This window comes from Candidatus Dormiibacterota bacterium (assembly GCA_035635555.1).
Lineage (GTDB): Bacteria > Acidobacteriota > Polarisedimenticolia > Gp22-AA2 > Gp22-AA2 > Gp22-AA3.
Genome location: DASQAT010000004.1, coordinates 75,924 through 100,795, shown reverse-complemented (window position 1 = coordinate 100,795; position 24,872 = coordinate 75,924). Strand labels below are relative to the sequence as shown.

General features: G+C 69.4%; 21 protein-coding genes. 11 read left to right on the top strand and 10 right to left on the bottom strand.

Features of this window, described 5'->3' with window-relative positions; genetic code table 11:
* Together VEW47_01690 and VEW47_01685 are read left to right on the top strand one after the other, a co-directional pair.
* Positions 1-2,154 (top strand): putative metal-binding motif-containing protein (locus VEW47_01690; GenBank protein ID HYS03880.1); only part of this gene is annotated, 2,154 nt, incomplete at its 5' end.
* A 38-nt stretch (positions 2,155-2,192) separates the two neighbouring features.
* Complete coding sequence (locus tag VEW47_01685; protein HYS03879.1) at positions 2,193-3,368, top strand: M24 family metallopeptidase; 1,176 nt, start codon at positions 2,193-2,195, stop codon at positions 3,366-3,368.
* Positions 3,369-3,395: 27 nt separating this feature from the next.
* On the opposite strand, the gene VEW47_01680 is transcribed toward VEW47_01685, so the two are convergent.
* The 4 genes from VEW47_01680 to hpnC are packed head-to-tail and all read right to left on the bottom strand — an operon-like array spanning position 3,396 to position 7,087.
* Positions 3,396-3,893, bottom strand: a complete 498-nt coding sequence (locus VEW47_01680) for a hypothetical protein (protein HYS03878.1) — start codon at positions 3,891-3,893, stop codon at positions 3,396-3,398.
* Positions 3,890-5,287, bottom strand: coding sequence for a hydroxysqualene dehydroxylase HpnE (hpnE, locus tag VEW47_01675; GenBank protein HYS03877.1), 1,398 nt, complete (start codon positions 5,285-5,287; stop codon positions 3,890-3,892). Before hpnE ends, VEW47_01680 begins: the two co-directional genes overlap by 4 nt.
* Positions 5,288-5,294: 7 nt before the next feature.
* Positions 5,295-6,173, bottom strand: coding sequence for a presqualene diphosphate synthase HpnD (gene hpnD, locus VEW47_01670; GenBank protein ID HYS03876.1), 879 nt, complete (start codon positions 6,171-6,173; stop codon positions 5,295-5,297).
* 8 nt (positions 6,174-6,181) lie between these two features.
* Complete coding sequence (gene hpnC / locus VEW47_01665) at positions 6,182-7,087, bottom strand: squalene synthase HpnC (GenBank protein HYS03875.1); 906 nt, start codon at positions 7,085-7,087, stop codon at positions 6,182-6,184.
* 103 nt (positions 7,088-7,190) lie between these two features.
* On the opposite strand from hpnC, the gene VEW47_01660 reads away from it, so the two are divergent.
* The 4 genes from VEW47_01660 to VEW47_01645 all read left to right on the top strand — a co-directional run bounded on the left by VEW47_01660 (position 7,191) and on the right by VEW47_01645 (position 10,997).
* Positions 7,191-8,618: an aldehyde dehydrogenase family protein gene (locus VEW47_01660; GenBank protein HYS03874.1), complete on the top strand. Its 1,428-nt coding sequence runs from the start codon at positions 7,191-7,193 to the stop codon at positions 8,616-8,618.
* Positions 8,619-8,788: 170 nt separating this feature from the next.
* Positions 8,789-9,373 (top strand): sigma-70 family RNA polymerase sigma factor, encoded by a 585-nt coding sequence (locus VEW47_01655; GenBank protein ID HYS03873.1) that lies wholly within the window; start codon positions 8,789-8,791, stop codon positions 9,371-9,373.
* Positions 9,370-9,900 (top strand): hypothetical protein, encoded by a 531-nt coding sequence (locus VEW47_01650; GenBank protein ID HYS03872.1) that lies wholly within the window; start codon positions 9,370-9,372, stop codon positions 9,898-9,900. Before VEW47_01655 ends, VEW47_01650 begins: the two co-directional genes overlap by 4 nt.
* Positions 9,897-10,997 carry a polymer-forming cytoskeletal protein gene (locus VEW47_01645; protein HYS03871.1) on the top strand — a complete coding sequence of 367 codons (1,101 nt, stop codon included), beginning with the start codon at positions 9,897-9,899 and terminating at the stop codon, positions 10,995-10,997. The genes VEW47_01650 and VEW47_01645 overlap by 4 nt, the downstream gene beginning before the upstream one ends.
* Before the next feature lie 12 nt (positions 10,998-11,009).
* Here VEW47_01645 and VEW47_01640 read toward each other — a convergent pair whose 3' ends face one another.
* The 3 genes from VEW47_01640 to boxC all read right to left on the bottom strand — a co-directional run bounded on the left by VEW47_01640 (position 11,010) and on the right by boxC (position 16,612).
* Positions 11,010-13,310, bottom strand: a complete 2,301-nt coding sequence (locus VEW47_01640) for a TonB-dependent receptor (GenBank protein HYS03870.1) — start codon at positions 13,308-13,310, stop codon at positions 11,010-11,012.
* Between the two features lie 220 nt (positions 13,311-13,530).
* Positions 13,531-14,937 carry a benzoyl-CoA 2,3-epoxidase subunit BoxB gene (boxB, locus tag VEW47_01635; GenBank protein HYS03869.1) on the bottom strand — a complete coding sequence of 469 codons (1,407 nt, stop codon included), beginning with the start codon at positions 14,935-14,937 and terminating at the stop codon, positions 13,531-13,533.
* Position 14,938: 1 nt separating this feature from the next.
* Positions 14,939-16,612: a 2,3-epoxybenzoyl-CoA dihydrolase gene (gene boxC / locus VEW47_01630; protein ID HYS03868.1), complete on the bottom strand. Its 1,674-nt coding sequence runs from the start codon at positions 16,610-16,612 to the stop codon at positions 14,939-14,941.
* A 204-nt stretch (positions 16,613-16,816) separates the two neighbouring features.
* On the opposite strand from boxC, the gene VEW47_01625 reads away from it, so the two are divergent.
* Positions 16,817-18,652 (top strand): carbon starvation protein A, encoded by a 1,836-nt coding sequence (locus VEW47_01625; GenBank protein ID HYS03867.1) that lies wholly within the window; start codon positions 16,817-16,819, stop codon positions 18,650-18,652.
* Here VEW47_01625 and VEW47_01620 read toward each other — a convergent pair.
* A complete protein-coding gene (locus tag VEW47_01620; protein HYS03866.1) occupies positions 18,583-19,698 on the bottom strand; it encodes an alpha/beta hydrolase family protein in 1,116 nt (371 codons plus the stop codon). The two genes, VEW47_01625 and VEW47_01620, sit on opposite strands and share 70 nt — an antisense overlap.
* A 28-nt stretch (positions 19,699-19,726) precedes the next feature.
* Here VEW47_01620 and VEW47_01615 point away from each other — a divergent pair, with 28 nt between their 5' ends.
* On the top strand, positions 19,727-20,848 hold the full coding sequence (locus tag VEW47_01615; GenBank protein HYS03865.1) for a metal-dependent hydrolase: 1,122 nt from the start codon (positions 19,727-19,729) through the stop codon (positions 20,846-20,848).
* Positions 20,849-20,875: 27 nt separating this feature from the next.
* On the opposite strand, the gene VEW47_01610 is transcribed toward VEW47_01615, so the two are convergent.
* Positions 20,876-21,751, bottom strand: coding sequence for a radical SAM protein (locus VEW47_01610; GenBank protein HYS03864.1), 876 nt, complete (start codon positions 21,749-21,751; stop codon positions 20,876-20,878).
* 21 nt (positions 21,752-21,772) lie between these two features.
* Here VEW47_01610 and mutY point away from each other — a divergent pair, with 21 nt between their 5' ends.
* From mutY to VEW47_01595, 3 genes are read left to right on the top strand one after another with little or no spacing between them, the layout of a single operon-like run.
* Positions 21,773-22,939 carry an A/G-specific adenine glycosylase gene (mutY, locus tag VEW47_01605; GenBank protein HYS03863.1) on the top strand — a complete coding sequence of 389 codons (1,167 nt, stop codon included), beginning with the start codon at positions 21,773-21,775 and terminating at the stop codon, positions 22,937-22,939.
* 13 nt (positions 22,940-22,952) lie between these two features.
* Complete coding sequence (locus VEW47_01600; protein HYS03862.1) at positions 22,953-23,366, top strand: 6-carboxytetrahydropterin synthase; 414 nt, start codon at positions 22,953-22,955, stop codon at positions 23,364-23,366.
* Positions 23,367-23,385: 19 nt separating this feature from the next.
* On the top strand, positions 23,386-24,150 hold the full coding sequence (locus VEW47_01595) for a hypothetical protein (protein HYS03861.1): 765 nt from the start codon (positions 23,386-23,388) through the stop codon (positions 24,148-24,150).
* Here the strand turns inward: VEW47_01595 and VEW47_01590 are convergent.
* On the bottom strand, positions 24,033-24,839 hold the full coding sequence (locus tag VEW47_01590) for a 7-cyano-7-deazaguanine synthase (protein HYS03860.1): 807 nt from the start codon (positions 24,837-24,839) through the stop codon (positions 24,033-24,035). The two genes, VEW47_01595 and VEW47_01590, sit on opposite strands and share 118 nt — an antisense overlap.
* Positions 24,840-24,872 lie beyond the last annotated feature (33 nt).

Genomic DNA, 24,872 nt, shown 5'->3' with positions numbered 1-24,872 from the left:
GCCCCCCTGTTCTCCGACGTCAGCGTCGCCACCGGCACCACCACCACGGTCGCCGTGCTCATGGCATCGCGCTACCTGACCAACCAGGTGCTGGAGTACAACAACGACGGCGTGCCCCGCACCCTCACCGCCATCAACACCAGCACCAACGTCCTGACCTTCACTCCGGCCCTGCCGGCCGCCTCGCAGGCGTTCAAGATCCTGGCGAACTGGGGAACCTCCACGAACACCACCGAAGACTTCCGCCTGACCACCGTCTCCCCCCTCATCGACGCCGGCACCAACACCCCGGCGCCCGGGGTGACGCTCTCCGCCCTCGACCTCGATGGCCAGCCGCGCGTGCAGGACGGCAACAGCGACGGCACCGCCACGGTCGACCTCGGCGCCTACGAGTTCATGGTGCCCGATTCGGATGGCGACGGAGTGCCCAACTCCCTGGATTGCGCCCCGTTCGTCTTCTCGATTCAGACCCCGCCGGGACCGGTCGGGCCGACGCTCAGGATCACGGGCACGGGCCCGGCGTCCATCACCTGGGGGAAGATCATGCAGGCGAACGTCTTCAATGTGTACCGCGGGACGCTGGGGAGCGTGCCCTTCGTCTGGAACCACACCTGCTTCGAGAGCGGATCCACCGACCGCTCCTCGCCGGATCAGGACAATCCGCCGCGCGGCTCGGCCTATTACTACCTGGTGGATGGTGTCAACTCGTGCGCCGAGGGATGTCTCGGCTCGACGGCGCCGCCCGGTGCCTGTGAAGTTCCGAACACCAGTCCCTGCGCCATCGTCCCGCTCGACAGTGACGGCGATACGGTCTTGAACGTCAACGACAACTGCCCGCTCGTGGCCAATCTCTCCCAGGCCGACCAGGACCGCGACGGCGTCGGCGACGCCTGTGACAACTGCCCGTCCTTCGCCAACCCCGACCAGGCCGACGCCAACGCCGACGGCGTTGGTGACCTGTGCCAGGACAGCGATCATGATGGCTACCCGTTCTTCAACGACTGCAACGACCAGAACCCGTCGATCCACCCGGGAGCAGTCGAGGTGTGCAACGGCGTCGACGACGACTGCAACACCCTGGTCGACGAAAACCTCGGCACCACCACGTGCGGCGTCGGCGCCTGCCAGCGCACCGTCAACAACTGCGTCGCCGGCGTCCCCCAGACCTGCACCCCCGGCACTCCGACGGCCGAGGTCTGCAACAACATCGACGACAACTGCGACGGCACGGTCGACAACAACCTCGGCACCACCACGTGCGGTGTCGGCGCCTGCCAGCGCACCGTCAACAACTGCGTCGCCGGCGTCCCCCAGACCTGCACCCCCGGCTCCCCCACGGCCGAGGTCTGCAACAACATCGACGACAACTGCGACGGCACGATCGACAACAACCTCGGCACCATCACGTGCGGCGTCGGCGCCTGCCAGCGCAGCGCCCCGGCCTGCGTCAACGGCTCCCCCGGGACCTGCACCCCGGGGACTCCCACGACCGAGACCTGCAACGGCATCGACGACAACTGCGACGGCCTGGTCGACAACGGCTTCCCCGACACCGACGGCGACGGGCTGGCCAACTGCATCGACCCCGACGACGACAACGACCTGGTGCCGGACGTCTCCGACTGCGCGCCCCTGGTCAACAGCGTCAGCGCCATTCCGGGGGAGGTCGGCCCGACGCTGACGCAGATCCTGGGAGGGGCGCCCGGAGCGTTCCGCTTCACCCCCATCGTCCAGGCCAACGTCCACAACCTCTACCGTGGCACCACGAGCATCCATTTCTCGTTCGGCAGCGGACCTCTGTGCCAGAGTCCCGAGGTGACCGCCGCGACCTTCACCGACGCCGCCAATCCCCCGCTCAACTCGATCTTCTACTACCTGGTCACCGGGACCAACCACTGCGGCGAGGGGATCGCCGGGACCGGCTCCTCCGGACAGGTGATCCCCCTGCCGTCACCGTGCCTGCCGCAGAACGCCGACACCGACGGCGACACGGTCCATGACATCGACGACAACTGCCCGCGCCTCGCCAACCCGGGCCAGGCCGACCGCGACCACGACGGCCGCGGCGACGCCTGCGACAACTGCCCCGACGCCCCCAACCCCGGCCAGGAAGACACCGACGGCAACGGCACAGGCGACGCCTGCGGGCCGTAGAAGCGGCCCGGCCCGACACCTGTGATAAGTTATCTTTTATGCTCGACGTGGTCGGCATCCAATCGACGCTCAAGTCGCTCGAACTCGACGCCTGGCTTCTGTACGACTTCCATGGGCTCAACCCGATCGCGCGGCGGGTGATTGGCCTGGGGGACGACCGCTTCGCGACCCGCCGCTGGTTCGGCCTCGTCCCCGCCTCCGGCGATCCGGTCTTCCTGCACCACGCCATCGAGGCGCACCTGTTTGCCGACTTGCCGGGCCGCAGGGTGCCGTTCGTCGGCTACCGCGAGCTCCAGGAGAAGCTGCGCGAGGCGCTGCGCGGCGTGCGGCGCGTCGCCATGGAGTACGTTCCCGGGGGCGCCATTCCCTATGTTTCACGGGTCGACGCCGGAACCGTGGAGATGGTGCGCGCCGCGGGCGCCCAGGTCGTGAGCAGCGCCGACCTGGTTCAGGTCTTCGAGGCGCGCTGGTCGGGAGAGGCGCTCGAGTCGCACCGCCGTGCGGCGCATGGTCTCAAGGAAGTCCTGCAGACCACGTTCGATCACGTGACGCGCGCGGTGCGGTCGAAAGAGTCCATCACCGAATACTCGGTGCAGCGGTTCATGGGCGAGCAGTTCCGGGCCCGCCGGCTGGTCTACGATCCGCCCATCGTTGCGGTCAACTCGCACAGCGGCAACCCGCATTACGAGCCGCGGGCGGAGGGGAGCGCGCCCATCAAGAAGAACGACCTGCTGCTTCTCGACCTCTGGTGCCGGGAGGAGCCGCACGGCTCGATCTGGGCGGACATCACCTGGATGGCCTACCTCGGCAAGGAGGTGCCGCCCCGCTACCGTGAGATCTGGGACATCGTGGCCGGCGCGCGCGACGCCGCCGTCTCATTCCTCAAGGAAGGGGCGTCCCTCGGGAAGAGGATCCGCGGCGCGGACGTGGACGAGGTGGCGCGAAACCACGTGCGTGAGCGCGGCTACGCCGAGCGCTTCATCCACCGCACCGGCCACAGCATCGGGCTGGAGGTGCACGGCAACGGCTGCAACATCGACGGCTTGGAGACGATCGACGATCGCCAGCTCATACCGCGCACCGGCTTCTCGATCGAGCCGGGTATCTATCTCGAGGACTTCGGTGTGCGCAGCGAGATCGATGTCTACATGGACGAGCGCGGCGTCGAGGTCACCACCGCCGTGCAGGATCGAATCATTCCACTTCTCGCCTGATCCCGCGTTTGGCGGCTCACGATCCGGCTAGCGCGACGAAGGGCCGCGTCCCTTGAACCCTCGGTACCCCTGCTCCATCCGCGACAGCATGCGCGCGAACGACTCGATGCTTGGGTAGTCGTGCACCATCTGCTCGATCAGCTCGGGGCCCCAGCGCGGGTGCTTGCGGTACGTCAGCTCGAACAGGATCTCGCCGTCCGACATCTCGGGCCGGCTCCTGCGCAGGATGACAAAGTCGCGCCTGAGGAGCCTCTCCTGAAAGAAGTCGCTCCTGATCATGCGCCGGTAGGACCACAGGGCCAGGAGCGCCGCCGCAGTCGCAAGGAAGACGGCGCGCGAGGCACGCAGGATCAGGACCAGACCCGACAGCAGGAGGATCCACTTGAGTCCATCGAGGATCGGATCGAACAGGGAGTTCCGCGCGAGGGCAGGGCGGTCGAAATAACGCAACCTCCTGAAGTGCGCCGCGGCGAGCATGGCGAAGAGGCCGGAAAGGAGCAGCGTGAAGCCGGGAACGAGACTCACCGCGGCAGGCTAGCACGGGGCTGCGCCTCGCCCAAGACCTGCCGGGCGCAGGCGTGTCCCGAGATCACCGCCCCCTCGATGGTCGCGGGGAGGCCGGTCGCGGTCCAGTCGCCGGCCAGGTGGAATCCGGCGACGGGAGTGCGCCAGGGGGGGCGCAGGGCGAGGCCGCCGCGCAGAGGCGCCATCGCCGCCCGCTTCTCCTTGAGCACGAGCGAATGGCGCAGGACCGCCCGGCGCGAGGCGGGCACGAAGCGATGCAGGTCCTGGAGCGCCTTCCGCACCAGAGTCTCGCGCGACGCTTCGACGAACGAGCGGGCCGCGCTGCACACCATCGTGACTCCGTGCCCTGCCGGGCTCCGGCCGGCGAAAGCGCGGCGATTGAACAGCCACTGCCACTCCCCTCCGATGAGACCGGCGAACGGCAGATCGGTGATCTCGCTCCCGAACCACAGGTAGACGGAGACGATCGGCGAGGTCTCGAGGCGGGAGCAGCCCGCGAAGAACGGGTCGGAGGCGATCTCGGAGGGCAGCATCTCCAGCAGGTCGTCCGGCGGCACGGCCGCGATCACCTGGGCTCCGGCGACTCGTCCGCCGTCGGCCAGCAGAACTCCGCTCGCGCGGCCGCCCTCGAACAGCACCTGCCTGACCTGGGCGCGCAGTCGGATCTCCGAGCCGCGGGCGCGCAGGAAATGAGCCGCGGGCTCGGTATAGAGATCGCTCAGGCCGACGCGGGGCACACCGAGCCGCGAGCCCGCCGCCCCACCCATGAACATCTCCCGCAGGACGGGCAGGAGCATGGCGGCCGAGGCGCGGTCGGGGTCCTCGTTCAGCGCGGCGATCGCCAGGGGTCGCCAGAGACGCTCGCCGGCGGCGGTCCCCTGCCCGAGCGAGGCCAGCCAGGACGTGACACTCCGATCGTCGAGCGCGTCCGCGGAGGCGCGCCCCTCGGCGCGCGTCCGGCGGCGCACCTCCCGCGCCACCCGCAGGAGTCCCCATCTTCCCCGAAACGGGAGACCGGGGTATCGCAGCAGCCCCCACAGGACGCTCCAGGAGAAGACCGGCAGGGCCGGCAGAGAGAAGGCCGACGCGCGCCCTCCGGGGTCGAGGAACGGAACGTGTAGCCGCGGCTGCAGGTAGAGACGGTCGAGAGAACCCAGGCGACCCAGGAAGCGGAGGGTCTCGCGGTAGCACCCCATGAACAGGTGCTGGCCGTTGTCGACCACGCTGCCGGTCTCCGGGTCGACGAAGGATCGGGCCCGCCCCCCGAGGTGCGGTCGGGCTTCGAGGACAAGGACCCGGGCACCCTCGTCGGCCAGGAGCGTGGCCGCGGCCAGACCCGCGAACCCGCCCCCGACCACGATCGCGTCGGGAATCCTCCCGAGACCGGCTTGCATGACCGGATTAACTTCCGACTTCGCCCAGCGCCCAGGCGCGCAGGGCGACACCGAGTTGCTGTAGGCGCGGCACGGTGATGCGCCGCTCGAACACCCGGAAATCCCGACTCTCGATACGTCTGAGGAGCTTCAGGTAGATGGCCCGCATCACCTCCGCGGCGACGAGACGGGGGCGATCGGGCTCCGGCAGGAGGCGGGCCGCGCTGTCAAAGTGGCGGTGGGCCCTTTCCGCCTGGCGCCGCATGAGATCGAGATAGCCCGGAGTGCGCTCCCCGCGCAGAAGCTCCGCCTCGCTGTAACCGCATCCGGTGATTTCGTCCAAGGGCAGGTAGATGCGACCGCGCGCGGCGTCGGTCTTGAGGTCCCGGAGGATGTTCGTGAGCTGCAGGGCGATCCCGAGATCGATGGCGTAGGCCCGGCTCCGGCCGTCGCCGCAGCCGAAGATCGGCAGGCAGACCAGACCCACGGCCGAGGCCACCCGGAGGCAATAGACCCGCAGCTCCTCGAAGTCCCGGTAGCGTGTCTTCCTGAGGTCCATCGCCACACCTTCGAGGAGGTCCTGAAGCGGCTCCCTGGGGATTCCGAAGCGTCGGATCGCCGCCTGGAGGTCCCGCGTCACCGCGAGCATCGGCGAGCCGCCGTAGCAGCGGGAGACCTCCTCGCGGTACATCTCGAGCCCTTGTTCCGCGCCGTCCGCATCGAGCGGCCCCTCGTCCGTCAGGTCGTCGATCGCCCGGCAGAAGGCATAGACCGCCTCGATGCCGCGCTTCTTCTCCCTGGGGAGGAGGCCGAAGGAGTAACGGAAGGACGACCCGGAGGAGGCGCGGCCACGGCCCGCGGGTCGCAGCGGAGGGCCAGGCCGCGTCCCGCCGCGGCTCGCCGGCATCCCGCGTCTCATCGACTCCACGTCAGGGCCCTCCCCAGGATGACGAGAGCGTCCGCCGGACCGAGCCTCGGCCGGGCGGACAGCACGTCGTGGCCGGACGCCTCGATACGATCCAGGATCCGCTGGCCGCCCAGCCAGATCAGCCGGAGCTCCCAGCGGAACCGACCGCGCACGGCGTCGCACAGGGAACGTCCGGCGGCGAACAGCGCGCGCGTGCGCGCCACCCTGTCGCGCATGAGGGCGCGGAACGCTTCTGTGGCCCGGCCGGACTGCAGATCGGATTCGGTGACCCCGAACCGCCTCAGCGCGTCCTCGGGCAGGTAGACCCGGCCCCGCCGCAGATCGATCGTCACGTCCTGCCAGTGATTGGCGAGCTGCAGCGCGGTGCAGAGGGCGTCGGACTGCGGCGTCAGCGTCTCCTGCGTGTAACCGAACAGACGAAGAAGCAGTCGGCCCACGGGGTTCGCCGACAGGCGGCAATAGTCCAGGAGCGCCGTCTCGTCGGTGTACCGTGTCTGCGTCACGTCCATCCGGAAGGCGGCGAGGAGATCGACAAAGGGCTGGCGCGGGAGGTCGTGGGTCGAGACCGCCTGACGCAGGGCGACGAACACCGGATGGATCGCCTCGCCGCGGAAACAGTCATCGAGCATCCTGCGCCATTCGTCGAGACGTTCGAGCCTGCGTCCTTCGTGCGCCTCCTCGTCCGCGAAATCGTCCGCGATGCGCGCGAAAGCGTAGATCGCCTGAACGGCGGGGCGCAGACGCGCCGGCACGATCCGCGAGGCGACCGGAAAATTCTCGTAGTGAGCGCGCGCCAGCCGGGCGCAGAACAGATTCGCGGCGCGCAGGTCGTGCGCGGTGCTGAGCGCATCCGGCCCGGTGAACGCCTCGGTCCCGGCCGACAAGCGGGGCATGGGGGGGCGGATGATATCACCGTTGCGGGGGAGCACGACGCGGCCCGCGACCGGGCCCGCCGATTGGTCTATACTCTTGGCTCTCCACGCGCGAGGTGATGTCATGTCCTTGGAACGGAAGCTCTTCATCGACGGCCAATGGCGCGGCACCGGCAGGACCCAGCCCGTCGCGAGTCCCTACGACGGTCACGAAGTCGCGAGGGTCCATCTCGGCGGCGAACAGGACATGGAGGACGCCACCCAGGCGGCAGTCCGGGCGTTCAGGCAGACGAGCACCCTGTCGCGGGGCGACAGGTCCGACATCCTGCGCAAGATCGCCGAGGGCGTGGCGAAGCGCAGGGACGAGATCGCCTCGACCATGACCGAGGAGATGGGCAAGCCGATCCAGTATGCCCGCGCTGAAGTGGCCCGCTGCGTCACCACCTTCACCCTCGCCGCCGAGGAGGCGAAGCGCTGGACGGGCGAGATGGTTCCCGTCGACATCGAGGCCCACACAAAGGGATATTTCGCCATGACGGTCATGGTGCCCGTGGGCCCGATCGCGGCGATCTCGCCGTTCAACTTTCCTCTGAACCTGGTGGCCCACAAGCTCGCCCCCTGCCTTGCCGTGGGCAGCAGCATGGTCCTCAAGCCGGCCCGACAGACTCCGCTCGAGGCGCTGACGCTGGCTGAGATCGTCCACGAGTCGGGCGCCCCGCCGGGAAGTTTCAACGTCGTGAACTGCGAGCCGGCGGTGGGCGAGCGCCTGGCGACGGACGATCGCTTTCCCTTCCTGACGTTCACCGGCAGCGTCGGCGTCGGCTGGCGCCTGAAGCAGAAGGCGTGGAAGAAGAGGGTGACGCTGGAGCTCGGCGGCAACGCCGCCTGCATCGTGCACTCAGACGCGGACCTCGATTACGCGGTCTCGAAGTGCCTCTCCGGCGGCTTTGCCCAGTCGGGCCAGTCGTGCATTTCTGTGCAGCGGGTCCTCGTGCACGAGCCGGTCTACGCAGCCTTCGAGAAGAAGTTCCTGGACGGCGTCGCGAAGATGAAGGTCGGCGACCCGAAGGATCCGGCCACTGTGGTCGGGCCCGTCATCGACGCCGCCAGCGCCGATCGAATCCTGTCCTGGATCTCGGAGGCCAAGGCGGCCGGCGCGCGCGTCCTGCACGGCGGCGGCAAGCAGGGAAACGTGGTCGCACCGACGGTCGTCGCCGACGCGGAGAAGGCTCTCAAGATCTCCTGCCAGGAGGTGTTCGGTCCCCTGGTGACGCTGGCGCGTTACCGCGACTTCGAGGAGGCGGTGGCGGCGGCCGACGACTCCAGCTACGGCCTGCAGGCCGGAATCTTCACGCACGATCTCAGGCTCGTCCGCCTGGCCGTGCGGGGGCTGCACGTGGGCGGCATCATGGTGAACGAGGTGCCGACCATGCGCGTGGACAACATGCCCTACGGCGGGACGCGCGACTCGGGCATCGGCAGAGAGGGCCCGCGCTACGCCATGCAGGAGATGTCCGAGCCGCGTCTCGTGATGTTCAACCTCGAGCACTGAGGGCGCCTATCGGCAACCTCGCCGCAACACGGCGCAGGATAGGCGTTCCCCGCACCGCTTACACGATCGTCACAGGTCTCCCAGCGGGCCGGGCCCCCCCGGGCCCGCTTTTTGCCGGGAACCTCCGGTGAGGGACGTCAGTAGAATCGTTCGGGATCGGCGGAGGATGGATGGCCGAGGAGCCCACGGACGTCGATCTCATCCGTGATGTCCTGGCGGGCCGGGTCGAACGGTTCGAAGTCCTGGTTCGCCGCTACCAGCGTCTGGTGGCGACCGCCGCCCTGCGGATGGGCACTCCCCGAGACGAGGTCGAAGACGTGACCAGCGAGGTGTTCTACAAGGTGTACAAGAGCCTGGGCCGCTACCGTCCGGAGCACGCCCTGTCCACCTGGCTGTACCGGATCGCGATCAACGCCGCGCTCGACAGGAAGAGGAGCACGCGCCACGAGAGCCGCATGGAGGAGCTGTCCCCTTCGCTTGCGGACGGCCGTCCCTCCCTGGAAAGCCAGGCGACCGACCTGGAGCGCTCCCGACTGCTGCAGGAGGCGCTCGAGAGGATTCCTGGCCACTATCGCTCCCCGCTCGTCCTGGCCCACCTCGAGGGGATGCCCCTCGAGGAGATCGCCCGCGTCCTCGATCTCCCGGAGGGAACCGTCAAGTCAAGACTGTTCCGGGCGCGCGCCATGCTGAAGGACATCATCCGACGCCACTACCCGATGCTCGCCCCGCCCGGAGCCATGGAGAGCGCGACATGAAGCGCGCGGGCGGCGATCCGGGCGGCCTCTGGACCGCGGAGGTGCTCCGGCCCCTGGGCCGGCAGACGGTGGAGTGCGACGTCGCGCCCCGGGTCATGGCCAGGATCGCCGCCGAGATGGACAGGCTGCGGCCCCTCACGGCGTCGCCGCGCGTCTCCCGTCTCGCCTGGGCCTCGTCGCTCCTGCTCGCCTGCGCCGCGCTCGCCTTCCTGGGATCGACGCTCTTCGTGCTGGTCCGGGGTGGCGACGAAGGGGTGCGCGAGATCGTCGGTCTCGGGCTTTCGGGCTGGCACGTCCTCATGGTGTTCGGTCGCGTGGCAGCCGATCTCGGGGCGAGGGCCCTGGCCCTTGTCCTGCCGATCCTGCGCGCCGGCCGGGCCCTTCTCGAGGTCGCCGCCCCGCTTCTTCGCGGAGCCGGTCTGCTGGCGGCCGCCGGCGGCGTCTTTTCGATCCTGTTCAGCACCTACGTCTTCGCCAGCGCCCGCAAGACGGCGCCTCGAGTGGACCTCCAGGGAGGAATCCGATGAACCAGCGCGTCCTGCCACGCGTCCTCGTGCCCCTCATCGCGGCGGTCCTGTGCCTCGGTATCGCTCCGGTGGCCGCGGGGCAGGCGCGAGACTCCGAGAGCGCCGTGGAGCCCGGCGCAACCGCCACGCCCGCCGAGCGGGACGGCGGGCACCTGTTGCGACGGCACCACGTGCGGGTCGGCGAGGGATCGCCGACCGTCACCATCTCCGACGAAGCGTACGTGCCGAAGGGAGAGGTCCATCACGACGACATCGTCTGCCTGCTGGGGAAGGTGCGCGTCGAGGGGGAAGTCACCGGCGACGTCGTGGTGATCCTGGGGAGCGTCGAGATCAGCGGCAGCGTGCGCGGAGATGTCATCGCGGTCATGTCCCCGACGCACATCCATGAGAACGCCGTGATCGAGGGGGATCTCGTGAGCATCGGCGGCCCGCTCGATCGGTCCCCGTCCAGCAGCGTGGGCGGACAGGAGGTCAAGCTCAACTTCCTCGATTTCGTGCCGTTCCTGCGGGGCGGCTGGGCCGGTCTGTGGAAGCTCCTCTTTCTCCTCAAGCTCGCGAAGCTGGCTGGACTGTTCCTGATGCTCCTCCTGGTCACGGCGCTGGTGCCACGCCGAATCTCGATCATTGCGGCGTCGTTCCCGGACCGCTGGGGGATGTCCATCCTGACCGGTCTGATCGCCTACTGCGCCACGATGGTCCTGTGCGTCATCCTGGCGGTCACGCTCATCGGCATTCCGCTCGCCATCGCCCTGTGGTTCGCCGCGAAGGTGGTCAAGTGGATCGGTCTCGCCTCGATCCTGTTCCTGATCGGCCACACGCTCGGCCGCAATGTCCTGAAGCGCGAGTTGTCGCACCTGGCGGCCGTGCTCGGTGGATTCGCCGTGTACGCGGTCATTTCTCTGGTGCCGTTCTTCGGCGGGGTGTTCGCCATGGTCATGAGCGTCCTGGCGCTCGGCATCGCCCTCCTGACGCGCTTCGGTTCGGAGGAAGGCTGGAAGAAGCCCGGCGCCCTGCCGGCGCCCGGTGTTGCCCCGCCGCCGGCTTCGCCTGCCGGCGCGCCGCCGGTCTACACCCCGGCGCCGGGGGCCGGGGCCTGACGGGCCGCCGGCTCAGAACTCCGCGGAAAGGCTGAACACCGGCAGGAACGGACTCTGGTAGTAGGTCGTCCGATAGAACTGCCCCGTGGACGGGTCGTACGTCAGGTCGACGCTCCGGACGTTGGCGCGGTTGGAAACGTTCAGGAGATCGAGGCGGACGTCGAGCAGCCCCCACGCCGCCTGGATTGCGCGTCCCAGGCGAAGGTCCAGCCGGCCGTAGGCCGGCAGACGCGCACCGTTCAGGTCCCCCAGGAGAGTCCCGAAGTCGATGCCGTTGGTCCACGCTCGCTGCGGGGTGTACGGCAGGCCGCTGGCGTACCGGGCGATCGCCCCCGCCTCCCAGCCTTTCCCGAGTCGCCTGCTGAAGGACAGCCCCAGGTTGTGTCTCTGGTCGGTATTCCGCGGAGACTCGATCCCGTCTTTCGTCTGTGTGGCCCTGAGCCAGGCGTAGCTCGCCTCCCAGCTCCAGGCCGGCGCGACCTGATGCTGGACGGTGATCTCGGCTCCGCGGACCGTGCCACGGTCGAACTGCGCCACTCGCTCCTGCAGCTCGATGTAACGGTTCAGCGCTTCTCCGATGGGACGGGACAGGTTCTTGCGATATCCTTCGACGACGATCCGCGTGCCCGCTCTCGTGGCGACCTCGAACCCGGCGATGACGTGATCCGCGGTCTGCATGCGCAGCGGCTCGCCGGCCGCCAGGAACATCTGCTCCTGGCGCGGATACTGCTCGAAGCGCCCGGCCGCGCAGCGCGCCGTGAATCCGGTCGAGGGGCGGATCTCCAGGCTGAAGCGCGGGCTCAGTGCGGTCTCGCCGGTCGGGGACGATCGGTCGACGCGCCCTCCGTAGCGGAGCGTCAGGGTATCGGCGGGACGCCAGGTGTCTTCGATGAAGGCCGAGACGACCTCGCCGCGGGCGGCGAGATCGCTCGGCAGCAGAGTGTCGCCGTCCGACACCGTGCCGGCCATTCCGCCCGCGATCCGCTCCAGAGCCAGCCCGCCGTTCAGCCTGTGCCGGCCGTCCAGGTCGCGCAGCATAGAGACACGCAGATCCTGCCGCCGCTGGTCCTGGTCGAAGGACATTCCGCCCGTCACCCCCGAGGTGACCGCGAGGCCGGAATCCGACGCCTGGAGCCGCAGCAGTGTCGCCGGATCGAGCGGCAGATCGAGCCTGGCGCGCAGTCCCCGGTTTTCGCTCGACATGGCCGCGCGGGCGGAGTATCCCAGGTCCGCCTCGTAGGTGTTGCCCGCCTCCAGGAGCGCCATCTCGAGCCGCGCGCCCGCGGCGAGCGGCAGGCGGAGGAGCCCGAACAGATCGTGGAAGCGGACTCCGTCCGTGGCGTCCCCCGCCACGTGTCCGTCGTACAGGCCGAGGTTGCTGTAGCGTCCCGAAACGGCGTACGAGCCCTCCCCCGCCGGCCCGAGGAACGCCGCGTGCGCCAGCATCGATCCCACCCCGGCCGTTCCGGTCGTTCTCCCGGGCGGCGTCACGCGCGTCGACACGTCGATGATGCCGGCCAGCGCGTCGCCGTATTCCGCCGAGAAGCCGCCGGTCGTCACCGTGAGCGAGTCGACCAGGTCGCCGTTTATCGTCCCGGCGCTGCCGGCGCCGCCGCCGAAGTGGTAGGCGTAAGGCAGCGGCTGGCCGTCGAGGAGGACGGTGGTCTCCGCCGCCTCGCCGCCGCGCACCCGCATCTCGGACTGGAAGTCGTTCCCGGGGGTGATCCCGGCCGTCCCCGCCAGGGCCCGGAATGGATCCCCGAGCGCCGCGGGCCGGAGGCCGAGGGCGTCGCGTCCGAAGACCCGCCGCGACAGCCCGGGGCCTTCCTCGACCGTCGAGCCTCGCACCGTGATCCGCTCCGACAGGGAGGCCTCCAGATCGACATCGACCCGCACCTCGGGGCCGGCGACGACCCGGACTCCCGTGACGACCCGTCCCTCGTACGCCTCCCCCTCGAAGCCCAGCAGGTAGACACCGGCCGGAACGTCCTCGAACCGGTAGGTGCCGGACGAGTCCGTCTGAGTCGTTCGGGCGGGTTGCGGGTTCGATCCTGCGCTGTCCGGTGCAGCCGACAGCGACGCCGGCAGGGCGGTGGGCCAGGGGCGTCCGCTCTCCGGTTCGAGCCGGACGCGCGCGGCGGCGATCGGCGCGTGACCGGTCCGCTCGCGGACCCTCCCGCCCAGGGTGCCGCGCGACTCGTCGGCGAGGGCGCGCGCCGTCAAGGGCTGGAGCAGGACGAGGAGCAGGCCGGCGATTCCTCTCGCACCGACCCATGTCCTCGCGGACTGCGCGCGTCGGCCTGCAGCGGCCACCCCGGGTCCCCTCCCCGCTCCCGGACCCGCGCCGGACGCGGTGCGGGAGACGACCCGAATATAGGTCTCGCGCGGGAGCCGTTCACCCGTTCCACGGACGTGGGCGCGAAGGCGACGACGGCATGCGCGCCACGATTACGACCGGGCAGGGAACGGGATCACGATCCCGTGATCGAGGGAGCGGACGGTGGAGAGACGGGCGCGGGTGCGCCTGCGCGAATCAGACGAGCCGGACGTACTCGAATGTGAGCGGCTTGCCGTCGATCCCCTTGGTCGGTGCGGCGATCCAGTTGGCCATGCGGCCCGGCTCGTGGACCGTCTGCATCAGGCTCTTCACGTACGTCCTGTCCGCCTCGGAGGGGAGCCAGTCGTCCTGCCGGCGCTCGAACTCCTGCCGCGTGACCGGCTCCCCCTCGGGCGAGAAGCACAGATCGGCGTAGATCCCGATGCGCCGGTTGAAGCGGCGGGACGGCAGCGCCAGCCTGAGGTCGATGCCGTGCTCGGCGATCGTCTTGTTCCACATGTCGAGGCCGCGCTGATTGTCGTCGATGTAGGCGTCGCGCAGGATCTCGTTCATGGCGTTGCGCAGCGGGACGTCGTTGTCCCGCAGGCGGCCGTTCTCGGGGACCGCCATGGGGTACGTCCCTTCGAGCGCCACGTGGTCTTCGTGCTTCTTCTCGTTGGCCCGACCCTTGAGACCGCAGGCGAAGTACTCCGCCGCGTTCGAGGAGATCTCGCCGCCGAACAGATCCAGCGACACGGAATACCAGGAGTTGATGTACTTCTGCAGCGTCGGGAGGTCGATCCCGCCCTCCCGGCGGGCGTCGCCGTCCCGGGCCGCCCTGGTCAGCTCGCACGAGCGCTGCACGATCCGCCGGATGCCGGTCTCGCCGACGAACATGTGGTGCGCTTCCTCGGTCAGCATGAAGCGCGTGGTGCGGGCCAGGGGGTCGAGACCGCTCTCCGCCAGGGCCAGGAGCTGGTACTTCCCGTCGCGGTCGGTGAACATCGTGAACATGTAGAAGGAGAGCCAGTCGTCGATCGGAGCGTTGAAGGCGCCGAGGATGCGGGGACGATCCGGATCGCCCGAGCGGCGCGCCAGGAGCGCCTCCGCCTCCTCCCGGCCGTCGCGGCCGAAGTAGCGGTGCAGGAGGTACACCATCGCCCAGAGGTGTCTCCCCTCCTCGACGTTCACCTGGAACAGGTTGCGCAGGTCGTACAGGCTCGGGGCGGTCGCCCCCAGCCGGCGCTGCTGCTCGACCGAGGCGGGCTCCGTGTCCCCCTGCGTCACGATCAGACGGCGCAGCAGGTTGCGATACTCCCCGGGGACCTCCTGCCAGACCGGCTGCCCCATGAGATCCCCGAAACCGATCCTTCTGTCGGGCTCGGGCGCGGCCAGGAAGATCCCCCAGCGGTACTCCGGCATCCTGACGAAGTCGAAGTTGGCCCAGCCGGCCGAGTCGACCGAGATGGCGGTCCGGAGGTAGACGTCGGCGGCCTGGAAGCTCTCGGGGCCCATCTGTCTCCACCACTCGAGGAACGACGGCTGCCAGTGCTCCAGCGCCCGCAGCAGCTTCTTGTCGTCCGCCAGATCGACATTGTTCGGGATCGTCTCGTGGAGCTGCACGCTACGTCCTCCTCCAGTCGAAGACGGGGCGCGAAGGCTTCCCGTAGCACTTCAGGGCGCCGTGATCGCCGGTGGCGTTCGGTCGCTGGAAGATCCAGTTCTGCCAGGCGGAGAGACGGCCGAAGATCTTGGTGGGCATCGCCTCCATGCCGGGGAAGCGCAGCGACGCTTCCATCCCGGTCAGGGCATCGGGGGACAGCGACGTGCGCTCCTCGATCGCCACGCGCACCTCGTCGGGATAGTCGATGTCGTCGGCGGCGACGGTCACGATCCCCGTCTCGGCGGCGGCGCGCGCATCGAACCGCGGGGGCGCGCCCGACTCGGTGGCGTCCAGGAACTGACGCAGCGCCTCGGCTCGGTGCGGCAGGCGCGTCTCGAGCCGCGTCGGGCCGTGCCCCATCGGCAGCGCGCCGAAGTTGAGCGGCGACAGGCCGAGGGTGACAGGTTTCGTCGCGTCGTCGAGGGCATAGGACCGGTCGGACGCCAGGAGAATCTCGAGGACGGACCCCACGAAGCAGGACCCCGGCTCGACGAGCGCGAACAGGCTCCGGGCGGTCACGTCGAGACGCCGCAGCGTCCGTCCCGCGTGCAGGAGGATCTCGCGCGCGAACCAGTCCGAGCCGGCGAGGCGCGCCAGCGTCGTGTCGTGGGCCGTCACGCGGTCCGCATCTCCTTCCGACGAGAACAGCCACAGTCCGATCTCTTCCTCGTTGAAGCGCATCCTGCAGACGGCGTCGTCCAGCTCGCGGAACAGGCGCAGCATCCAGGCGTCGCTCCCCTGCCGGCGGAGCTCCCCGGCGTCGGCGGGGGGCGGCCCATCCGGCCCCCGCAGGCGGAACGATGCCGTGCGTTCCTTCCGGTCGATCGAGACCTGCAGGTGCGTGTAGGCGATCCCATCCGCCGCGGGCCGGCAGACCAGCGGCGCCAGCGCGACTCCGGGCCCGTCCCTTCGCGGCGAGCCCGACGCGAGACGCGACAGGCGCCCCTGCACCAGCTCCTCGAACCGGCTCTTCGGAGCGATGCCGTCGACCAGATGCCAGTCGACGGCGCGCTGCCCCTTGATCCCCTCCGCCGTCGTGCAGAATATGTCGGCGTGATCGCGGCGGACCCTTCTCTTGTCCACCAGCCGTGTCAGACCGCCCGTGCCCGGCAGGACGCCGAGCAGCGGCACCTCGGGAAGGCTCACGGCCGAGTTGCCGTCGTCGACCAGGAGGATCTCGTCGCAGGCGAGCGCCAGCTCGTAGCCGCCCCCGGCTGTGACGCCGCTGCAGGCGGCAAGGTACACCTGTCCCGAGCGGGCGCAGGCCTCTTCGATCGCGAGACGCGTTTCATTGGTGAACTTGCAGAAGTTCACCTTGAAGGCGTGCGACGAGGCCGCCAGCATGTGGATGTTCGCCCCCGCCGAAAACACCCGGTCCTTTCCCGACACGATCGCCACGGCCCGGACCTCGGGGTGCTCGAACCGGAGCCGCTGCACGGCATCGGCGAGCTCGATATCCACGCCCAGGTCGTAAGAGTTCAGCTTCAGGACGTAACCCGGCCGGAGCGGCTCGTTGTCCTTCACATCGAGAACGAGCCGCGCGACGTCCCCCTGGATCTCCAGCTTCCAGTGACGGTAGGAAGCGGGTGATCTTTCGAACGTGACCGCGGGTGTCGTGACTTGTGTCTGTTCCATCGCACGGCATTATACCCGTCCGACCCTCGCGGCGGCGCGGCCTGCGCCCGCCGGGCCGTGCGAGACCGAGCGACGGGGCCCCGCCGCGCGCGCCTTCGCGCGGCGGGCGGAGCGAGGCGAGGGGAGCGTCGCGCAGCGACGCGGACCCGTGCCCGGCGGGCGCAGGCCGCGCCGCCGCGAGGGTACGCGGGGGTCCGTGGTAGCATGAGACGGATGAACGCCCTGCCGATCCTGATCTTCGCCATCTGCAGCATGGTCATCGGTTACCGCTACTACTCCGCGTTCGTGGCGGCAAGAGTCCTGGCCCTCGACGACGCGCGGACGACCCCCGCGCACCGCCTCTACGACGGCCAGAACTACCAGCCGATGAACCGCTGGCTCCTGTTCGGCCACCACTTCGCCGCCATCGCCGGGGCGGGGCCGCTCATCGGTCCGGTTCTGGCGGCGCAGTTCGGATGGGCCCCCGGCCTCCTCTGGCTGGTCGTCGGCGTGGTGCTCGGCGGGGCGGTGCACGACTTCGTGATCCTGACCGCCTCGGTGCGCCGGGACGGCAAGTCGCTCGCCGAAATCGCGCGGACCGAGGTGAACTCCCTCGCCGGCTTCACGGCCATGCTGGCGATCCTGTTCATCGTGGTGATCGCCCTGGCCGGGCTGGGTCTGGCGGTGGTCAACGCCCTGGAGCGCTCGGCCTGGGGGACCTTCACCATCGCCGTCACGATCCCTCTGGCGCTGTTCATGGGATTCTACATGTTCCGCTGGAAGCCCGGCGCGCAGACGAGCGGGACGATCATCGGGGTCATCGGCCTCGTCCTGGCGGTCATCGTCGGCCGCTTCATCCCGGGCTCCTTCCTCGCGCCCTGGTTCACGTTCACGCGCGGCCAGCTGACTCTTCTCCTCGCGGCCTACGGTTTCGTCGCGTCGGTCCTGCCTGTCTGGATGCTCCTCTGCCCGCGCGATTACCTGTCGTCCTACATGAAGATCGGCACCGTCGCTGCCCTGGCCCTGGGTGTCTTCCTGGTCGCTCCGCGCATCCAGATGCCTGCGTTCACTCAGTTCGTCGCCGGCGGCGGCCCGATCATTCCCGGCAAGGTCTTCCCGTTCTGCTTCATCACCATCGCCTGCGGCGCCATCTCGGGGTTCCATGCCCTGGTGAGCTCCGGCACCACGCCGAAGATGCTGGACAAGGAGACGGACGCCCGGCCGGTCGCCTACGGGGCGATGCTCTGCGAGGGGTTCGTGGGTGTCATGGCCTTCATCGCCGTGCTGTCGCTGGCCCCGGCCGACTACTTTGCCATCAACGTTCCTCCGGAACGCTTCGCGGCCCTGGGGATGCAGGTGAGCGAGCTGCCCGACCTGTCGCGCGCCGTCGGCGAGGAGGTCGCGGGCCGCACGGGCGGCGCGGTGTCCCTGGCGGTCGGGATGGCCCACGTCTTCGCCAATATCCCGGGGCTCCGCGGGCTGATGGCGTACTGGTACCACTTCGCCATCATGTTCGAGGCGTTGTTCATCCTGACCACGATCGACGCGGGCACGCGTGTCGCCCGCTTTCTGCTGCAGGAGTTTCTCGGAAGGTTCTACCGCCCGATGGAGAGGACCGACTGGCTGCCGGGGGCCGTCCTCTCCTCGTTCCTCATCGTCGGCGCCTGGGGTTATTTCATCCACACCGGAACCATCGGCACCATCTGGCCGATGTTCGGGATCGCCAATCAGCTGCTCGCGGCGATGGCGCTGTCGATCGGCACCACGGTGATCATCCGATCGGGCAAGGCGCGCTACGCCTGGGTGACCCTCGTCCCGCTGGCGTTCGTCGCGACCACGACCCTCACGGCCGGCTGGCTGTCGATCACCGACATCTTCCTTCCGACGGCGCGCGCCGCCGCCACCGCCGCGCTGCGCTTCCAGAATTACCTGAACGCCACGCTGACGGTCGTCATGATGGCTTGCATCATCGTGACCATCGGGAACTGCGTCTACAAATGGTTCGAGCTGCTCACCACGCGACCCGCACCCGCCGGTCCCGCGGTCGACGCCGCGGCCTGAGCGCCGGGGTCGGTCATCGTCTTCATGAACGGGATGGCGTGCGACATCAGCCCCCGGTTGGTCGCCAGGAGCGCGTAGTGTCCGCGGTTCATCCACTGGATCCGCGGGCGGCCCCAGGCGCGCCAGAGGCGCCGGACAGAGGCGGGGAGCATGATCCGGTCGTAGCGACCCGCGATGAGCAGGATGCGTTCCTTCGGCAGGCGAGGGCGGAACGCCCCGGGAGAGATCACCTTCCAGGCCCGCTGCAGCCTGGCGCGATCGAGCATGCCGCAGGCGGCGAGATCCTCCCGGATGTTCCGCCCCAGACGCGTGTCCAGGATCGGGGAGACCGGTGAGTCGCCCGCGCCGCCGAGGACCGCGAACGCCCAGTCGTCCCGCACCGCCGTCATGATCCCCGCGAGGTAGCCGCCCAGGGAGTACCCGAACACCCCGACAGCGCCGTGCCCCTCGGCCCGCAGCCAGTTCGCGGTCGCCAGCATGTCGATCACCCCCTGCCGGAACGCCTCGACCGTCAGGACCACGTCGGCCGACACCACGAGCTCGCCGCTGTAGGTGCCGGGCGGGGTCCGCTCGAAATGCAACGGGTGCGCGACGAACGCCACCGAGAACCCGGCCCGGACGAACGGCCGGACGTACAGGTGCTCGACCGTCCGCAGCGTCTTGTGCGCCCAGCCGTGGCTGATGATCACGACCGGGGCGCGCGGCCGCCGGCTGCGGTAGAAGCGCCCCACGGCGACGTTGGTCTCCTTGAACTTCATGGGGTGAAGCGTAGGGAAGGTGAAGCGGAGGACGTCGGCGCCGGGGATGCGCCCCACCGTGTGCGTCGCGACGCGCGGGACGGTGCCGTCGCCGTGATAGAACAGGGCGGGGTTCTCGAAGTGGGCAGGCGCGTCCAGACCCTGCCAGGCGTCCCCTTCGGTCGCCAGGATACGCCCGCGCCGATAGGTGATCTTGTACCATACGCGGAAGTCGTCGAACTGGACGTTGAGCGCCTTCCAGAGGCGCGCTCCAGCGCGGCGGGGGGATCGGACGCTTAACCTGTTCATGCGAAAAAAATCTTAGCACGCCGGCCCGATGGAAAACGTCTGCCACACGCTCACGGGTCTCGCGCTGGCTCGCGCGGGTCTGGGGAAGACCACGCCCCTGGCCACGACGGCCCTCGTGATCGGCGCCAACCTGCCCGACGTGGACCTGGCGTGGAGCAGCTTCAGGAGTGTCCTGGTCTACTACCACGAGCACCGGGGCTTCACGCACTCGATTGCCGGTTTCGCCGTCCTGGCGCTCTCCTGGTGGATCATCCTCCTCCTCATCGACCGCCGGCTCCCGGCCCGGCCGCTCGAGGACAAGGCGAAGCCGCTCCCGCTCCTGATCGCGGCGGCGATCGGCGTGGCAAGCCATCTTCTGATGGACGCCGCGAATTCGTACGGCATCCGTCCGTTCCTTCCCTGGAGCGACCGCTGGGTCTATGGCGACCTCTGGGTCATCGTCGACCCGTGGCTGTGGCTGTTCCTCGGCGGAGCGGTCTACCTCTCCGGCTCGGGCGGGCGTCGTCGGGACAGGGTCTGGCTCATGGGAGCCGCCGTCGCGGCCTGCGTGGTTCTCTTCACGCCGGTCGTCCCCGCGGCCTGCCGGATCGCCTGGGCCGCGGCTCTCCTGACGGCCCTCGCCGTCTGCCGCGGCGCCGCCGGAAGACACGGAGATGGATCGCGGGCGGCGCGCGCCGGACTGGTTCTGGTCGTGCTGTACGCCGCCCTGTGCGCCGTCTCGCACCACGCGGCGCTCGGGCGGCTCGGACAGAGGGGCGCCGAACGCGCAGGAGGGCGTGCGCCGACGGTGGCGGCGCTGCCGCGCCCCGCCGATCCCTTCCGCTGGGAAGGGATCATCGCCGACGCATCGACTCTCCGCCACGGGACCGTCGCCGCGCTGCCGTTCGTGGACGGGACCGCCACGATGGCGACCCTGCCCCGCGGCCTGGACGACCCCGCCGCCGCTCGCCTGCTGACGAGCTGCGCCGGCGAGGTCATCCGCGAGTTCTTCCGTTTTCCGTTCGCCACCCTCGAGGAGGATCCGGGCGGCGGCCGGGTCGTCGTGGTGCGGGACGCGCGTTACACCCGGAAGGGACGAGGCTTCGCCGCCTACGCGGCCGTCCTGGACAGGAGCGGCGAGCCGATCGTCGATCGGAGGGAGTGCCCCTGAAGGACGTGGCCCCGGGGCGGGGCCGCGTCAGCTCATCCGGTCGCTGTAGAAGGTCTCGACCGGGACCGAGGGAACGCGTCTTCGGACCTCGGCCGCGATCAGGTCGAGGTCGACGTCCGGCAACGGCGCGACGTACGGCTCGGCGGGCCGGCGGGCCACGGTGTAGACCTGGATGAGCGAGACTGTGCCGTCCGACAGGATCTCGCGCACGCGATCGCAGAATGCGGCGATCTCGGCGGGAGACGGCCCTTCCCCCCTGACCTTCATGAACAGGCTCTGCAGGACGATCGGTCGCAGCCGGGCCGCCTCCCTGATGTTCGCCATGACCTTCGAGAACGGGATCGAGGTCCGATCGACGAGCCGGTAATACTCCTCGGTCCCGGCGTCCAGCTTCAACCAGAACTCGCCGTGGTCCTCGTCCAAAAGACGCATGGCCTCCTTCACCCTGTCCCGGTCGATGAGGGTGGCGTTGGTCAGCAGGATGACCTTGAGCCCGGGGAACCCGGCCGCCTTCTTGATCGCCAGGACGTCCTCGACCACCCCCTTGAAATTGGCATAGGACGGCGGCTCCCCGTCGCCGGCGAAGGTGATGTCGCGCACGACACGGAACACCTCGGGGACGGTCCTGAACTCCGGCCGCTCGTACAGCGCTCCCTCTTTCGCCTCCTGGAGGATCGCGAGGAGCTCGTCCTTGAGGCGGGTTTCGTCGACCCGGCGGATGGCCGCCGGCGTCGTTCGATCCACCTGGCAGTAGATGCAGTCGAAATTGCAGACTTTGTCGGGGTTCAGGTTGATGCCGATGGAAATGCCGCGGGCCCGGCGGGACAGGACCGGGTAGACATAGAGGTTCTCGCGATAGGCCCTGGGATGGCGGGCGACCGAGACCTCCCCTTCGTTCGTCATTCCGTCATTATAATCGGCGGCGTGACCGATCGACGAAGCGCGCGTCCCGACCTGATCCCGGCGCTGCTCGCCTGGTACAGACGGCATCGCCGCGATCTGCCGTGGCGCCGTCGACCGGGACCCTACCGCGTCTGGATCTCCGAGGTCATGCTGCAGCAGACGACTGTGCAGGCCGTTCTTCCCTACTATGCCCGGTTCATGAGCGCGTTCCCGACCCTCGCCGCCCTGGCCGGGGCCCGTCTCTCCGACGTTCTCGCCGCCTGGTCCGGGCTCGGCTACTACCGGCGGGCCCGTCACCTGCACGCGGCGGCGCGCCAGATCGTCCGGCGACACGGCGGGCGCTTCCCGCGCCGCCTCGAGGAGGCGCTCGCGCTGCCCGGCGTCGGGCGCTACACCGCGGGAGCGGTCCTGAGCATCGCGTACGGCGAGCGCCTGCCGGTCGTCGACGGCAACGTCGCCCGCGTCCTGTCCCGCCTCTTTCTCCTGCGCGGGCCCCGGACGGCGGCCCGCGGGAGGGAGCTGTGGGCCGGGGCGGACGATCTCGTGAACGCCACCGATTCTCCGGGCGATCTCAACCAGGCGCTCATGGAGCTCGGGGCCACCTTGTGCACGCCCCGGAGCCCGTCCTGCCCGGCGTGCCCCGTGAGGCGGCGCTGCCTGGCGCGGGCGGCTGGGGTGCAGGACCGCGTTCCCCTTCCCCAGTCGCCGCCCCGGTCTCCCGTGACGGTCCGCGCCGATGTGGCCGTCGTCTCACGGGACGGGCGGCTCCTTCTCCGCCGCCGCACGGATCGAAATCTGATGCATGGGTTATGGGAGTTTCCGACGCAGGCCCGGGGCGGTGCCATCGACGGCTTGAGTCTCGAGCTCGAGAGGCCGGTCGCCATCATCCGCCACTCGATCACCTACCGGCGCCTCGTGCTGAGCATCAGGCCGGCGCGCCTCCTGTCCGAACCGCCGCGCGGCCGCTACCGCTGGCTCCGTTCCGCCGATTTAAGCCTCCTGCCCACGTCTTCGATCGTCAGAAAGGTTCTCGCGGCTCTGGAAGAGCACCGAAGTAAGGACGAATACCGCGAACCGCTCGCGGGTTTGCGTCCCCCTCCAGATCGGGGGAGCGGGCCAGGCGGCCCGCTCCCCCGCGTCCCGTCGGGCACGTCGCGCAGGTTTGACCGGTCCGCGCGTCTGTGCTAGCGTCACGTCTCTCATGTACAGGGCCACCGAAACCGTCGACTTCTGCTACGGCCACAGGCTCTTGCGCTACAAGGGAAAGTGCGCCCACCTGCACGGGCACAACGGCCGTGTCGAGATCGAGGTGACCGCCCCCTCGCTCGACGCACAGTCGATGGTCGCCGATTTCTCGGACATCGGACGGATCGTCAAGGATTGGATCGACCTGAACCTCGATCACAGGATGCTCCTGCACAAGGACGACCCGCTGGTGGCCGTGCTCAGGACACACGACGAGCCGCTCTTCCTGATGGACGGCGATCCGACGGCGGAGGCGATCGCCCGGGTGATCTGCGACTATGCGCTGTCGCAGGGGCTGAGAGTCTCGCAGGTGCGTCTCTGGGAGACCCCCGACTCCGTCGCCTCGTACACCCCTTCCTCGGCACGGTGAGCGCGGTCCGGCACTCACGGTGACCCTCCTGCGCGAGAGTTTCTCCGCCGTCAACGCCCGCTTCCATCTGGTCGGCATCTACACGCTGGTGGCGCTGCTCGTGCGCTTCGCCGGGCACTGGACCGGAGACGACCCGTCCGGTCTCCCCCTCATGCTCGGCGCCATGCTCCTCTCTGTCGCCGCGGACGGCGGGATCTTCGGTGTCCTCTTCCAGGCGGCGATGGGGCCGAAGGAACCGCTCTCGTTCCTGCAGTGGATGGCCGGGCTGTTCCTTCCGGTCTTCTGGCTCCTGTTCAAGATCGGTCTCCTGCAGGCCCTGCTGATCGCCGTGGTGTCGACGGTGCACCAGGCTCTCACCGGCGGCGCGCTGCCGGAGTCCTTCCAGAGAATCCTCTACTGGGGGTTGCCGTTCTTCGACCTGACGGCCCAGGTCCTGGCCCTTTACAGCCTGCCGGTGTGCATCCTGGCGCGCGTGCGCCGCACATGGCGGCCGGCGATCCGGCAGGGTCTCGCGGTGTTCCGCGCCCGACCGTCCGAATCGGGTCTGCTCCTGCTCCTCCCGCTGGCGGTGACGGCGATCGAGAGCACGCTGCACTTCGCCCTGGGACCGGGCAGCGAGAAGGCGCCGCCCGGATACGCGGAGGGACTGGTCTCGCTCGCGGGCGCCTACCTGACGCTGGTCGCCTTCTTCGGCGCCACGCGTGTCGTCCTGGCCAGCTTCGCCGGCGATCCGCGCGAGGTCGCGGCCGGGGCCGACCCCACGGCACCGGGCCCCGCCGCATAGCGCGTCCGGTCACGAACCCCGGCCCGGAGGAACGCGTGCAGTCTCTCGGCGCACTTGGCGCACAGGCCGCAGTGTCGTCCGTTTTCCGGCCGGGAGCAGGACAGAGTGAGGTCGAGAGGCAGGTCCCGTCCCCGCAGGATCACTTTGTCCTTGGCCAGGGCGCGATAGGGAGTCTCGATCCGGATGGATGCGTCGAGACCGAGGCCCAGTGCTTTCCCGAGGACGCGGAAGAACTCCGGCGTCCCGTCGGGGAAAGGATTCAAGTTGAGCACGCCTAGCGCGAGGGTCGGTATGCCCCGCATCGCACAGAAGGTGGCGGCCTTCGAGAGGAGGGCGATGTTCCTTCCCGGCAGGTACACCGACTCGTCGCCTGCCCGGAAGCCCGGCGTGCCCCGGCCGCCCGTGCTCCAGTGACGCCCGTACAGATCGGCCATCGGGACGTCGATGACGGCCAGGGAACGGAGGCGCTTCGACCGAAGGGCGCGCAGGAACTTCCTGAGCATCGCGATCTCGTCCTTCTCCCAGCGCAACCCGGAGCGGACGTAGAGCGGCTGCACGGAGAGACCGCGGCGCAGCAGGTCGCGCAGCATGACGGCGGAATCAAGCCCGCCGCTGACGAGCGCGCAGGCCGTGCCTCGGCGCGACCGCGGCGAGAACCGGTGTTTGCGCGAAACTCGGTGGCGGCTCATCGGGCGGATCCCGACAGGTGACCGTGCGCACAA